Below are 12,914 nucleotides of genomic sequence, written 5' to 3' on the forward strand. Positions count from 1 at the left end.
TCAACGAGGGGTCACTGGGCGGTTTTTTCGGCGGCGTTGGCCTGCAGGGAGGCCTTGTCGACCAGGGCGTCGATCTCACCGGTCTCGCGGCGTTGGGTGACGTAGATGTTCAGCACCTGCAGGTCGGCCGCGCTGGCATCACGGCGCAGGCCGAAAGCCACACCCTGCTTGGCCAGGGCGGGCTCGGGCAGGACTTCCTTGGCCCAGTCGGGGTTGGCGACGGCGAAGAGGTGGTTGGTGTCGCTGGCGTCCACCAGCACATCGGCGCGGCGGGACATTACCGCCAGGCGGGTCTCGTCCATACCGGGCAAACGCATGATCCTGGCAGACGTCACCACTGCCGAAATGGCCTTGTCCTGTGCGGTGCCGGACATCACGGCGAAGGTCACGCCTTCCTTGTCGTAATCAGCGACGGAGTTCCCAGCCCCGGCGAACTTCGGGTTGTCCTTATTGACCAGCAGGGACACCTGGTAATCGGTGGCCGGCGCCGAGAAGGACACGGCCAGCGCCCGCTCCGGCGTCTGGTTCAGCGCCATGGCCAGGTCCCACTTGCCGCTCTGCAGGCCGGCTACGAGGTTGTCCCAGTTGGTATCCACGAACTCGACCTTGACCTCCAGCACCTTCTCGCCGAAGTCCCGGCACAGGTCCACGAAGTAACCGCTGTACTGTCCGGTCGCTGCGTCGCGCATGACGTACGGAGCGGCCACGGCTGCGCCGCAGCGCAGTACACCGGCCTTCTGGATGTCTTTCCAGATTTGCGTATCGGCCGCCTGGACAGGGGCCTGGGTGATCAATGCACCGACTGTGGCAACACACGCGATCACATTGCGGATGGAGCGAGAGAAGAACCGAGCCATTTTGAATCTCTCCGGTAACGTTGTTTTTGTAGGCAGAAGAGTCAGCATTCGATTTTTGCGCTGCATGCTGTGCTGCGTATTTAATTGTGTGCAGCGCTGCATTCAGACTAGGGCCGATCAAAAGTTCGTGTCAACACGCGCTTTGCAATTTTTTTTGCAGGAATGACCGAACGGTCGCGCCCATCCGGTGGATGGGCCGATTGCCTGGATGCCGCGAAGTGAGAGGTGGCGGGACTTAGCGAGTGTGCTGGAGGGCGTCGAGGAAGCGCTCGAGGATAAGGTTTTGCCGGCGCCCTTTGCGGGTCGCGACCGCCAGCTTGGCCTCGAAGAACAGATGCTCCGGGCTGAGCGGCGCCATCAGGCCCTTCTCCACCCAAGCCGCCGCATAGTGATCTGGCAGGAAACCGATGTAGCTGCCAGTGAGGATCAGGAAGGCGATGCCCTCCCGGTCCGTGGCAGACGCCGCGAAGTTGAGCAACTGGTGCAGGCCGATCGCCTCGGCCGTCATGCGGTAGCTAGGTACCACGGCATCCACGCTTTTCAGTTCCTCGTTGCCCACCTCCTTGGCGCGAGGGAACAAGGGGTGCTCATGGCTGCAGTAGAGATTGGAGCGCTCCTCGTAGAGCAGGCTGTACTCCAGGCCGGACAGGGGCGTGATCAGCGGGACGGCCCCCACATGCAAGCGTCCGTCCAGGAGGCCGCGCTCGATCTCGCCAGGGGTGCTCATGCTGAGGTTGATGCGCACCCCGGCGCCTTCTGCCCGTACCTCCTTGAGTGCCCGGGTGATACGCATCCTGGGCTGGGTCACCAGGTTGTTCACGATTCCGACGTTCAGGTCGCCGCGCAGTTGCTGGTGCATCTGGTTGACCTCGCTGCGGAACCCCTCGATGGCCACCAGCACTGTTTCGCTGGCCCGCAGCACCTCCCTGCCCTCGTCCGTCAGCGCGAAGCCGGCGCGGCCACGCTGGCACAGGCGCATGCCCAGGCGCTTCTCCAGATCGCTCATGTGCAGGCTGATGGCCGAGCGTGTGATTCCCAGCGCACCTTCGGCTGCCGAGAAACTGCCGCATTCGGCAACCGTCTTGAACAGCCGCAGCAGGCGCAGATCGAAATCGCTGACTTGGCTCAAGGGGGACTTTTTGGGCATACGTGAGCTATCTAATATGTATACGTGAGAATAAATAGATTTAACTCACCCATAATTCCGACACAAGCTGAATGCACCAGCCACCGCCTGGAACCTCTCCCTGAAGCGGCTACGGCGGAACAGCTCCCGCTGCCCACGGCGACGAAACGCCGTGGGACAAATGGGAATGCACGCAGGATCGGCATCAGGCGCTGGCTGACCAGGCTTTCTGGCGGGAAAGCACGGAGTCGGCGCTCTCCCCTACCAGTTTGGCGTACAGGCCCGGGGCGGTTGCGCCTTCGGTGCTGATCAGGAGAACGCGAGCGCGCGCATCGATGCCGACCCGGGACGCCAGGCGGCCTGTCGCGACAATGTTCACGAGCCCCGCGAGACCGGCGACGGCCGACTCCCCTGCCACCAGGGGAACGTCCCGCTCGCTGCCAGCGGCGAGCCGACGCATTGCCGCGACGGCATCGTCGTCCTGGATGGTCATGAAGAAATCGACGCAAGGTTGCAGGAACGTCCAGGCCAGGGGCGAGGCTTCACCGCAGGCCAGACCGGCCATCAGCGAATCCACCGAGCCGGTCGCCCTGGCGGCCTTGCCAGCGATGGCGCTCTGATACAGGCAATCGGCCTGTTCCGGCTCCACCACGATGAACGACGGACGTTGCTCGCCGTACAGCTCCCACAGATAGCTGGCGATACCGGCAGCCAGGCCACCGACACCGCCTTGCAGGAAAACGTGGGTGAACGCCGGGTCGCGGCCCTGACCACCGGCCGAGGCTTCGATGATTTCAGCGGCAAGGGTGCCGTACCCCTGCATCACGTCGCGCGGAATTTCCTCATAGCCCTCATAGGAGGTGTCGGACACCACCCACCAGCCATTCCGTTCGGCGAGCGCTGCCGCCGCCTCCACCGACTCGTCGTAGTTGCCGGTGATGCGGACGATTTCGGCACCATAGGCGGCGATGGCCTCCTCCCGCTCAGCGCTGACGTTGGCATGAAGCACGATGACGCAGCGGCAGCCAACGCTCTGCGCCGCCGCTGCCAGGGCCCGGCCATGGTTGCCGTCGGTGGCGCTGATCACCGTGAAGTCGGCAAGCGCCGCACGGTATTCGCCCGCCAGCAGGCCTCGGGGCTCGAAACGCTGCTCGGGAAATTCGCGAAGGATCAGACGCACCAGCGCAATCGGCGCGCCCAGCGCCTTGAAGCTGCCGAGCACCGAACGCGCCGATTCGTCCTTGACCAGGATCTCCGCCACCCCGAGTGCAGCCGCGAGATCCGGCAGCGAGTACAGCGGAGTGCCTTCGCTGTTCAGCCGAGACCACTGGGAAAGCCAGGCGCGACTCTCGTTGGCCTTCTCGATACTCATGAGGCTTTTCAGCCCAGCCGGGTAGGTTTCACGCTTCGCGTTCAGGTTACCGATCAACATAGGGACTCCTTTTACGGGCAAGGCAGGGCCGATCCCGCCGATCTGCGCCGGCGGACGCATGAAAAGCGTCGAATCAGCGCGGGGTATTCAAGCGGCGAACGACCACATCTAGCAGCACTTCAGCGCCCTTGATCAGTTGATCGTCATCCGTGTGTTCGCGCGGGTTGTGGCTGATACCGCCCTGGCTGGGCACGAAAATCATGGCGGACGGCGCGATACGCGCGATCATCTGCGCGTCGTGTCCCGCGCCAGAGGTCATGCGTTTGTGGCTGAAACCGAGGCGCACGGCCGATGCCTCGATTTCATCGGCCAGCCCGGCATCGAAGATCACCGGCTGAAAGCGCACCAGTCGTTCGGTGCCGATCCGTACGCCTTCCTCCTCCGCGATCACAGCCAGGTACGCCTCAAGGCGTTTTTCGGCGGCCAGCAGCCGTTGCTCATCGGGGTCGCGCAGATCCACCGTGAAGCGGGCCTTGCGCGGAATCACGTTGATCACATTGGGTTCGAAGTTCATGCAGCCGACCGTCGCGAGAGTGGTTCCACCCGAATCCCTGGCGATCTGGCGCAACTCGGCCACCACCGCGCTGGCGACATAACCGGCGTCGTGCCTCAGGCGCGTTGGCGTGGTTCCGGCATGGTTGGCGTTGCCTTGCACAGTCACCTGCTGCCAGGAGATACCCTGAAGATTCTCCACCACCCCGATCAGCGTATTTTCCGCCTCCAGGATCGGCCCCTGCTCGATATGCAGCTCCAGGTATTCATAGGGCACGATGCTTCCCGGTTCGAGATCGCCGGCGTAGCCGATCCGCTGCAGTTCCTCGCCGAGCCGGCTGCCGTCGGTGCCGAGGGTGGCCAGCGCGGCGTCCACCGCCATGCCGCCGGCGTACACGAGCGAACCCATCATGTCCGGCTGGTAGCGAACGCCCTCTTCGTTGGTGAACGCAGCGACGGTGATGGAACGCGCCGGCAGCACGGCGGCCTCGCGGAAAGCACGGACCACCGCCAAGCCCGCCAGCACACCGTAGCATCCGTCCAGGGCGCCGGCGTTGGTGACGGTATCGATATGGGAGCCGATCATCAGAGGAGCCTGGTCGCCCTGGTCGGCCGCCGAACGGAGCGTACCGAAGATGTTGCCGATGCGGTCGATCCGAACGTCCAGGTCGAGCGCGTTCATCCAGGCCACGAGCTGATCGCGGCCGGCCTTCTCCGCATCGGACAGCGCGATGCGGGTCCGCCCACCGTTCACGGGGTCAGCGCCGATCTCACCCAGGGCGCGGATCTGCCGAAGCAGGATCGGGCCATTCAAACGAAGCGCAGAACAGTTGCTCATCGGACTCTCCGGTGCACGGCAGACAGGCTGGGCATCAGCCGTTCCGCTCGGGTTGATGAGTAAATGCTATTCGCATCTTGTGTATTTGTTTCTTGATTCATGGCCTGTAAATGCAATTTCATTTCACATTCCCGCGTTATTGCGATCTTCCATTTGGAGACCTCTGCCATGAACCCTGATCCGTACGACCTGGCACTGCTGGAAGCCATCCAACAGGACGCCACGACTTCCCAGCTGGATCTTGGCGCGCGGGTGAACCTGTCGTCCGCCGCCGTAAACCGGCGCCTGAAAAAGCTGAACGCGGATGGCGTGATTCAGAGAACGGTAGCCCTGGTAGACCCCGCGCGACTGGGCTACTCCCTGACCGTCATCGCCGAAGTGGAGGTGGAAAGCGAACGCCTTGACCTATTGGACGCCATGAAGCGCAGCTTCCTGGCTTGCCCGCAGGTACAACAGTGCTACTACGTCGCGGGGGAATGCGATTTCGTACTGATCATGCTGGTCAAGAACATGGAGCAGTACACCGAGCTCACGCGAGCGCTGTTCTTCGAAAGCAACAACGTCAAACGCTTCAAGACGCTGGTCTCGATGAGCAACGTGAAGACCGGACTCAGTGTTCCGACGGCGGATCGTTAGCGACAGAAGCCTTGGAGGCTCCGTGCGCCTGCATCGACATGCGCCGCCCATCGGCCCCACCCCCGCATTGCGTTTACCCGGACTGCACCTGGCACGGGCGCACGGTCTCTCGTCGCCTGGTCCGGATCTGCGCGGCCTGTCGGCGGGAGAAAGTTCGTATCTCTTGGTAGACTTGCGCGGCGTTCCTCTCGCCCCGCAACTGCGCGATGCTGTGGAGCGGGCCATCCGTGCTCATTCGGGCGCGGAAGGGTCGCCACGGCCGCCTGCCCCCCAGGTTGGTGGTACAGGCCGTTTTCCAGGTGGTACATCCTTGCCACTCATCTGAAAGCCCCCCGAACACACGACGAACCCAATGCCTCCAGAGTCAATCTCCGCCCCCACAACCCCGCGCCCCGCCCTGTCCCGCCGCTTCTCCGTGGCGCCGATGATGGATTGGACGAACTGAACCGCAAGGGCCAGTAGGCTAGCGCTTTGTGGAAAACCAAAGAACAATCCGTACCACTTATTTACCACCAAGACCTCGACCAACCCGAGCAGGACTAGCGAGGCGCTGTAACTTCGTCGAACCATCGCTGGGTGGGTGATGTCCACAATGCTCCAGCCGGCATTCCAGAGCGCTCATCAGCGAAAAACGTCGCACACCGACCTCCGGCGCACCGCCGGCTCCCGCTATCGAACCCGCCCTTGGCCTGACGCAGTCACAGTCGGCGGCCTCTCTGCTGGCAACACCCCACCGGCAACGCCTGCTGGAGCACATCTGGCAGCACACCGCGCGCTCACGACAGAAATTCACCTTGATCTACCTAGCACCGCCCGAGCGCTATGCCGAAATGGTCCAGCAACTTCCTGCCTCCGAGAACTACCTCCACGCCTACCCCAGCGACATGCTGGACCACGGCCTGGAAATCGTTGCGTATGCGCTCAAGCTGCGGCAGGCGTATCTGCTGCACACCGGTACCACTCCCGAGGATCAGGTCGTGCAGGTGGAAACCTGAAACGCCGCCACAGTCTACGCCGCGCTGCCGCATGACCTCGGCAAGATTGCCGTCGACTTGCAAGTCGAATACGGCGGCGGCAGCCAGTGGCACTCGTGGCATGGCCCAAGCAGGATCAGCTCGCCGATTGGCAGTGGGTGCAAAAGCGCCATGAAAAGCTGCTACTGCGCCGCAAGCAGGACAACGGCCTGAACATCTGGACGTGCGAGGTGAACGGGCCACGCAAGTCGCACCGGCTTCATGACTAAGTACTGAAAGAACCTCGGCACTCGTTTGAGGATGTGCTCCCGACAACCCGTACCTGCAGCTTCGCGTTGATGGGTGATTACCATTGGTCGCACAAACCTCTAGCCACTGAAGCCACTCGCGTCAATTCGATAACCGTGTGCACTCGGCTCCGGCAATCGCCCCTTCTACTGAAAGCCAACGAGCTATGGCTCAGGAATGCAGGTAACTGTCCACCACCCGCTGGTACTGGCTCGGCGAGGCGCCGATATGGTGCTTGAAGAATCGCGTGAAATGCCCCTGCTCGGAGAACCCCAACGACTCGGAAAGCAAGCCCAGGGTGCCACTACGCTCGCTGTCGAGCCAGGAAAAGGCCCGCTGCATCCTCGCCGCGTTGAGCAGCAGGTTGGGTGTCATGCCGGTGTCCTTGCGAAACAGGGAATAGAAGTGCGCGCGTGACAGACCACAGCATTTGGCCGCATTGTCGATTGGCGCCGGGTCATCCAAGTGATTGAGCAAATAGTCGGTACCTTTGCGCACCCGCGCGTCGCGGTATTCATTGACGGTGCGAACGCCCATCCGACAGAGATGCCGCCACTGCGAGGAGTCTTCGATCAGTTGGATGAGGAAGTCGAACAAGTAAAACTCGATACGCTCCTGCGGAACCAGGCCGGGGCTGTGCATTTCAGCAATCAAACGATCCGCCAAATTGCGGTTTTGCGTGTTCAGTTCCATGGAGGATTGCGCAAAAAAGTCTGGACGACTGCTCAAGGCTAGCGACTGTTGCGCGGTGGCAAGCCAGGCGGGCTCGATATACAGAGCCAAAATCAAAGTATTGCCGGCACCCGCCTGATAATCGAAATAATGCGGTTCCCAGGCGTTGACCAAGACCGCATTGCGGTCGGTCAGCGGCACCTGACGGCCACGCACGTTGAAGAAGGTGTCGTCACCCGCCACTTTCACCAGCACATGGCATTCCGAATGGGTATGCATGACTAAGGGTTTATTCATGTTCAACAAGGCAACTCGGCCGAAATTGCCATGAAATACGCGTTGTGCGACCGACATAGGCAGTTCTCCCTCATCCGCTGGATGAGCGTTGTCCGCAGCGCTTGGTTCCATCTGCGCCGTCTTGGAAAATTTCTCTCGGGGCGTTTAGCCGAAGGTCAGCAGGCGTACCAACATCTTGGTGGATACCTGGATCCTCCACGTCGACAATCACGCAGGACGCCGCTTGCTTACGGAGGAACTCACGGGCACCGCTATCGCCATCGAGTTCCCGCAGCGCTGGCCAGCAATCTCGGCCGAACAACCCCGGATGTCCTGCATAGCGTCGATAGTTCGACTGAACAATATTTGACCAATTCGCCTTGGCGCACAAGTACCTCTTAGTCGTAACGCCGATCCAGGGCAATGACCTGATCACAAGGCATGACGCTCCCTGCCGTGGTATACGCGCAGGACATCCGCCATCACTGCCAGGGCTATTTCCGCCGGTGCCTTACTGCCCAGATCCAGGCCGATGGGCATGTGCAGGCGCGCGATCTGCTCGCTGGACAGGCCGCCAACGCGCTTGAGCCGTTCCGCGCGCTTGGCCGATGTGGCCTGCGAGCCCATGGCGCCAATGTAGAACGCCGGGGTGTGCACCGCCTCCATCAGGGCCAGGTCGTCGATACGCGGATCGTGGGTCAACGCCACCACTGCGGTGGCGGCGTGGCAGCCTCCAGCGCCGATAAACAGCGAGGGCAGCACGCGCTGTATCTGCACGCCGTCGAGCTCGATGTGCTCGACCTCCTCGCGGGGGTCACAGGCGATCACCTCACAGCCGATGGCACGGGCAAAAGCGGCGCAGGCCTCGGCCACCGGCGAGAGCCCGGCGAGGATCAGGCGCAGGACCGGGCCGACATGAATGCGCACCCTTTCATCGACGACTTGCACCCGTTCGCTACCCTGGTCGGCGTCCGGTTCCAGGCGCAGCGCACCACCGGCAAGGTCGACATGACGCACCAGGCGATGCTGACCGAGCAATGCCGCTTGCAGGCTTTCCAGGTGCTCGATCCACTCGCCGCTGGGTGCGCGGTGCTCCACCAGCACCACCAGCACCCCACCGCACGGCAAACGCAGGCGCCGACTCTCCTCGGCGCTGTCGCCGTAGCGGACAATCTGTGCCGACTCACGCAACTCGCCACGGGCCATGCTGGCCAGGAATTCTTCCTCGACACAGCCGCCGGAGAGCGAGCCGACATGCTCACCAGCACCGCAGGCCACCAGCATCGCCCCCGGTGCGCGCGGCGCCGAACCATAGGTCGAGAGGACCGTACAGAACCACAACGCACGACCGGCACGGGCCCAGTCGAGCGCCTGGCTGACAACCTGTAGATCGAGATGGCGCATGATTCCAGTACCTCGTAGAGCCAGTATCACCCGTGCCTTGACAGGGGAGACAGCAGACGCGAACTTGCCGGATTCGCACTTATCCAGACATGCGCTGGTGCCGGAGATTTCCGGTGACGCCTCCCTTTTGTCGTTGCTGCGTTTTATCAATCGTCCGCCGGATGGTCAGGTTACGGAAACGGAATGGCGCACGTATTGCCAACCCAATGGAATATTGATCTTCACGTCCGTCGATTTGCCTTTTCGTCTAAGTAAGGGCTGGCTAGCGAATAGAAAAGGCCCACGAGAGCGGGCCAAGCCATCACCCGGGATACCGGGAAGGGCTCAAAACAAAGTCAGGGTGTAGCTAAGGATCAGACGGTTTTCGTCGACGTCAGTGCGGTAGTTGGACCGCGCGGTGACGTTGCGCACTTTCACCCCCAGGCCTTTAAACGAACCGCTCTGCACCACGTAGCCGACGTCCAGGTCGCGCTCCCACTCATTGCCCTCGAAACCGCGGCCGGTGTCGACGTTGTCGCCGGTCAGGTAGCGCACCCCGGCGACAAGGCCCGGCAAGCCCATGGCGGCGAAGTCGTAGTCGTAGCGCACTTGCCAGGAACGCTCATCAGCCGAGTCGAAGGTGAAGGTCGGCACCTCGTTGCCCAGCGGGCTGACGTTGGCGAATACCCGCGGCAGGCCGTCGTCACCGAACATGGCCTGGTAGCCGAGATAGAAAGTGTGGCCGCCGTGCTTGGCCGAGAGCAGGGAGTAAAAGGCCTGGTTGTCGATCTCGCCCGCCAATTGCTTGCCGTCCTCTGCCGAGTCGAAATAGCCGATGTTGGCGCCGAGTACCCACTGGCCGACCGGCTCACTGTGCTTGAGGCTGAAGTGACGCTGGTTGTAGATGTCCTCCAACTGGGCGTACCAGGCGCCGACCGAGGTACGCGTGGCGTTGAAGGCGTAGTCGGCGCCGGCATAGTTGAAGCGGTCCGTGGTGATCAACCCGCCGGCATTGCGCAGCGGGACGAACCCGAGCATGGCGCCCAGTTCCTCGTCACCAGCCTCGTTGCGCAGGCTGGTGGAGCGCAGTTGGCCGCCCTGCAGAGTCAGGCCGGCGATCTCGTTGGAGACGATACTGGCGCCTTGGTAGGTCGGCGGCAGCAGGCGGATATCGCCGAAGTACAGCACCGGCAGCATTAGCTGCTGTTCGCCGATCTTCAGCTCGGTCTTCGATAACTTGACCTTCAGTGCTGCCCCCAGGCGGCTGTAGTCATCGGCCGCCCTGCCCTCTTCGGTCACCGGCAGCAGGCCGGTATTGACCCGATCCGGGCTGCTATCGAGTTTGATCCCCAGCAGGCCCAAAGCATCCACGCCAAAGCCCACGGTGCCCGGGGTGTAGCCGGATTTTACATTGAGGATGAAGCCCTGGGCCCACTCCTCGGCCTTGGACTGCTGGTTCGGCCCGACGATGTCGGAGAAGTCGCGACTGAAGTAGTAATTGCGTGCTTGCAGGGTCGCCGTGGCGTCCTCGAAAAAATCGCTTTCGGCAGCCAGAGCCTGGATCGGCAACCCCAGCAGCAAACCGGTGTAGAACAGGCAATGGGTGGGTTTGCATGGGCGAGTCAAGGGAAAGGTCATTGTTGTAAGCTCTCTTTCTTATTAGATTTTTAGGCAAAAGAGTTCCCACAGGCCTCTTGCAGGTCCATGTGTGGCAAGTGGGAACTCTTGAGAGGTACAGCGTTCAAGCAGTGCGTGGTTTGTCGTTACTGGCCGACGGCAGCGCGACGCTAGACGGCCCGCTCACGGTGCAGTTCACCGAGCAACCAGGACACCGCCACGCCGATCACCAGCGCCCAGAACGGCGCGCTGATACCGAACAGGCTGAACTTGCTCATGGCCACCACCAGGGCAACGAATGCACCGATCTGGCAACCGGTTTCCTTGTGGAAGGCCTGCTGCAACGAGCTGAGCAAAACGCCGATCATCGCCAGGCCGGCGACCACCAGGATCAACTCACGCGGCAAGGCGAGGATGAACGGCACGGCGACACCGGCGAACACGCCAAACAGGGCGAACAGCACGCCATTGACCAGGGTCGCCCCGTAGCGTTGACGCGGATCGTCGCCGGCCTGCTCGGAACTGCAGATCGCCGTCATCGGCCCGGCGATATTGGCGTTGTGCCCGCCCAACAGCCCGGCCAGCATGCCGCCCACGCCGCTCACCACGGTCATCGCATTGACCGGTGGTTTGTAACCCTCGACCATCAGTACACCGGTGGCCTGGGCATTCTCGGCACCGATTACCAGCGCCGCCAGCGGCACCGATATGGCGAAGAATGTAGCCAGGGTGAACATGGGAGTGGTGAAAGCCGGCATGACGAAGGCGATATCCACTTCTGCCGGTTTCAGCAGGCCCATCGCCAAGGCCACGGCGAACCCCACCACCCCGGCAGCCAGTACCGGCGGCACCGCCTTGACGAAGCGCATGACCAGGAAGAAGGTCAGCGCCGCCAGACCAGCCATCAGCGGAGCGCTGCCGACCGCGTCTACCGCGCCGACGCCAAAGCGAATCATCGCCCCGGCGATCATCGCCATGACGATGGGCATCGGCAGCCAGCGCATCAACTTGCCAATCACCCCGCTCAAGCCGAGCAGCAAGACCAGCGCACCGCTCATGATGAAAGCGCCGACCGCCTGGCGAAAATCCAGACCGCCAAGTGCCGCGATCAAGATCGCCGCGCCAGGAATCGAATAAGCGCCGCAGATCGGCTGGCGGTAGCGCAGCGCCATGCCGATGCTGATCAGTCCGCCGAGCACGTAGATGGCGAATAGCCAGGCAACCGTCTGGCCATTGCTCAAATGGCCGGCTTCGGCGGCGCTGATGACGATCAGCGCCGGCCCGGAACAGCCGAACAGCGCGGCTACTACCCCGGCACTGACCGACTTGAGGGTGATTGCCTCTCGGATTGAGTAGCCCGATGAGGCGCCGGAAGGTGGTGCAAAAACAGTGTTCGCTTTATTGCCAGGCATGACCCGTTCTCCGCGATTGTTGTTGTAATGCGGTATGACCGTTGTCTGCCGAGGCCTGCCGCTGGCAAGCCCCGACGGGAAGGTTACTCGCCGCGGAATACCGCCGTCCGCTTGCTGTGGAACGCCTCGACGCCTTCCTTGAAGTCGTGCGAGCTGCGCAGGCGGCTGTAGCAGTGGCCTTCCATCTCGATGGCCACGCTCAGCGGCGCGTCTTCGTTGTCGTTGATCAACCGCTTGGCCGTGCGCTGGGCCAGCGGCGAGAAGCGCCGCAGTTCATCGACCAGCGCGTCTACCGTGCTTTCCAGCTCGGCGTCCGCCACGCACTCGGTGGCGATACCCCACTCGTAGGCCTGTTCGCCGCTGATGCGTTTGGCACGCATGACCATGTGCTTGGTGCGGGCCACACCGATGATCTTCTGCAGACGCGCCGAGCCACCGGAGCCGGGGATCTGCCCGAGATTCTGCTCGGGCAATGCGTAGCGAGTAGTCTCCGAGGCGATACGGAAATCGCAGGCCAGCGACAGCTCGAAACCGACGCCGAAGGTGTAGCCACGGTTGGCGGCGATCACCGGCTTCTCGCAGCGCACCGGCGCGGCAACGTTCCAGGCCAGCTTGGAGACGTGCTCCGGCGAGGCCTCGAGGAAGCCCTTGATGTCGCCCCCGCTGGAGAAGTGCTCGCCCACCGCGCGCAGCACGATGACGCGCACTTGCGGATGTGCGTCAAGCGCTTCGAAGACCTGGCGCAGTTGGTCGCGCTGGGCCATGGAGATGACGTTCAGCGGCGGGCGGTTGAGGATGATGTCGGCGCGCTCACGGGCCACATCGACCTCGACCTGGAAGCCGTCGAACGGGGTTTCGAGAAATTGCTGGATCGCTTGCAGTTGCATGATAGATGTCCTCGGGATAATGAG

The 12,914-nt window shown here is 62.5% G+C and carries 11 protein-coding genes and 2 pseudogenes; 4 read left to right on the forward strand and 9 right to left on the reverse strand.

From position 1 onward, the window contains the following. Positions 1-11 precede the first annotated feature (11 nt). From PJW05_RS15895 to PJW05_RS15910, 4 genes are all read right to left on the reverse strand, one after another. Complete coding sequence (locus PJW05_RS15895) at positions 12-857, reverse strand: transporter substrate-binding domain-containing protein (RefSeq protein ID WP_271407976.1); 846 nt, start codon at positions 855-857, stop codon at positions 12-14. A gap of 235 nt (positions 858-1,092) precedes the next feature. After that, complete coding sequence (locus tag PJW05_RS15900) at positions 1,093-2,004, reverse strand: LysR family transcriptional regulator (RefSeq protein ID WP_271407977.1); 912 nt, start codon at positions 2,002-2,004, stop codon at positions 1,093-1,095. Between the two features lie 184 nt (positions 2,005-2,188). Beyond that, positions 2,189-3,415: a diaminopropionate ammonia-lyase gene (locus tag PJW05_RS15905; RefSeq protein WP_271412234.1), complete on the reverse strand. Its 1,227-nt coding sequence runs from the start codon at positions 3,413-3,415 to the stop codon at positions 2,189-2,191. Between the two features lie 73 nt (positions 3,416-3,488). Continuing rightward, positions 3,489-4,745, reverse strand: coding sequence for a Zn-dependent hydrolase (locus tag PJW05_RS15910; protein WP_271407978.1), 1,257 nt, complete (start codon positions 4,743-4,745; stop codon positions 3,489-3,491). 168 nt (positions 4,746-4,913) lie between these two features. On the opposite strand from PJW05_RS15910, the gene PJW05_RS15915 reads away from it, so the two are divergent. From PJW05_RS15915 to PJW05_RS15925, 4 genes and pseudogenes are all read left to right on the forward strand, one after another. After that, positions 4,914-5,381, forward strand: a complete 468-nt coding sequence (locus PJW05_RS15915; protein WP_271407979.1) for an Lrp/AsnC family transcriptional regulator — start codon at positions 4,914-4,916, stop codon at positions 5,379-5,381. 352 nt (positions 5,382-5,733) lie between these two features. Further along, positions 5,734-5,823, forward strand: a pseudogene (locus PJW05_RS26820) (hypothetical protein); the annotation flags it as partial. Between the two features lie 229 nt (positions 5,824-6,052). After that, a pseudogene (locus PJW05_RS15920) lies at positions 6,053-6,490 on the forward strand (TraI domain-containing protein); the annotation flags it as partial. Between the two features lie 23 nt (positions 6,491-6,513). Further along, positions 6,514-6,624 (forward strand): conjugal transfer nickase/helicase domain-containing protein, encoded by a 111-nt coding sequence (locus PJW05_RS15925; protein ID WP_271412235.1) that lies wholly within the window; start codon positions 6,514-6,516, stop codon positions 6,622-6,624. 190 nt (positions 6,625-6,814) lie between these two features. On the opposite strand, the gene PJW05_RS15930 is transcribed toward PJW05_RS15925, so the two are convergent. The 5 genes from PJW05_RS15930 to PJW05_RS15955 all read right to left on the reverse strand — a co-directional run bounded on the left by PJW05_RS15930 (position 6,815) and on the right by PJW05_RS15955 (position 12,890). Beyond that, positions 6,815-7,669 (reverse strand): helix-turn-helix transcriptional regulator, encoded by an 855-nt coding sequence (locus tag PJW05_RS15930; protein WP_271407980.1) that lies wholly within the window; start codon positions 7,667-7,669, stop codon positions 6,815-6,817. 354 nt (positions 7,670-8,023) lie between these two features. Further along, positions 8,024-8,995 carry an XdhC family protein gene (locus PJW05_RS15940; RefSeq protein WP_271407982.1) on the reverse strand — a complete coding sequence of 324 codons (972 nt, stop codon included), beginning with the start codon at positions 8,993-8,995 and terminating at the stop codon, positions 8,024-8,026. A 324-nt stretch (positions 8,996-9,319) separates the two neighbouring features. Next, positions 9,320-10,612 (reverse strand): OprD family porin, encoded by a 1,293-nt coding sequence (locus tag PJW05_RS15945; RefSeq protein ID WP_271407983.1) that lies wholly within the window; start codon positions 10,610-10,612, stop codon positions 9,320-9,322. A gap of 149 nt (positions 10,613-10,761) precedes the next feature. Further along, positions 10,762-12,003 (reverse strand): benzoate/H(+) symporter BenE family transporter, encoded by a 1,242-nt coding sequence (locus PJW05_RS15950; RefSeq protein ID WP_271407984.1) that lies wholly within the window; start codon positions 12,001-12,003, stop codon positions 10,762-10,764. Positions 12,004-12,086: 83 nt separating this feature from the next. Continuing rightward, entirely contained in the window at positions 12,087-12,890 is an 804-nt protein-coding gene (locus tag PJW05_RS15955; protein ID WP_271407985.1) for an enoyl-CoA hydratase/isomerase family protein, read from the reverse strand. Between the last annotated feature and the right edge of the window lie 24 nt (positions 12,891-12,914).

The organism is Pseudomonas sp. Q1-7, assembly GCF_028010285.1.
GTDB lineage: Bacteria > Pseudomonadota > Gammaproteobacteria > Pseudomonadales > Pseudomonadaceae > Metapseudomonas.

Coding starts and splice junctions, on each gene's coding strand:
- PJW05_RS15950 (WP_271407984.1), bottom strand. CDS start 12,003: ATGCCTGGCAATAAAGCGAACACTGTTTTTGCACCACCTTCCGGCGCC.
- PJW05_RS15945 (WP_271407983.1), bottom strand. CDS start 10,612: ATGACCTTTCCCTTGACTCGCCCATGCAAACCCACCCATTGCCTGTTC.
- PJW05_RS15940 (WP_271407982.1), bottom strand. CDS start 8,995: ATGCGCCATCTCGATCTACAGGTTGTCAGCCAGGCGCTCGACTGGGCC.
- PJW05_RS15895 (WP_271407976.1), bottom strand. CDS start 857: ATGGCTCGGTTCTTCTCTCGCTCCATCCGCAATGTGATCGCGTGTGTT.
- PJW05_RS15915 (WP_271407979.1), top strand. CDS start 4,914: ATGAACCCTGATCCGTACGACCTGGCACTGCTGGAAGCCATCCAACAG.
- PJW05_RS15900 (WP_271407977.1), bottom strand. CDS start 2,004: ATGCCCAAAAAGTCCCCCTTGAGCCAAGTCAGCGATTTCGATCTGCGC.
- PJW05_RS15905 (WP_271412234.1), bottom strand. CDS start 3,415: ATGTTGATCGGTAACCTGAACGCGAAGCGTGAAACCTACCCGGCTGGG.
- PJW05_RS15955 (WP_271407985.1), bottom strand. CDS start 12,890: ATGCAACTGCAAGCGATCCAGCAATTTCTCGAAACCCCGTTCGACGGC.
- PJW05_RS15910 (WP_271407978.1), bottom strand. CDS start 4,745: ATGAGCAACTGTTCTGCGCTTCGTTTGAATGGCCCGATCCTGCTTCGG.
- PJW05_RS15930 (WP_271407980.1), bottom strand. CDS start 7,669: ATGTCGGTCGCACAACGCGTATTTCATGGCAATTTCGGCCGAGTTGCC.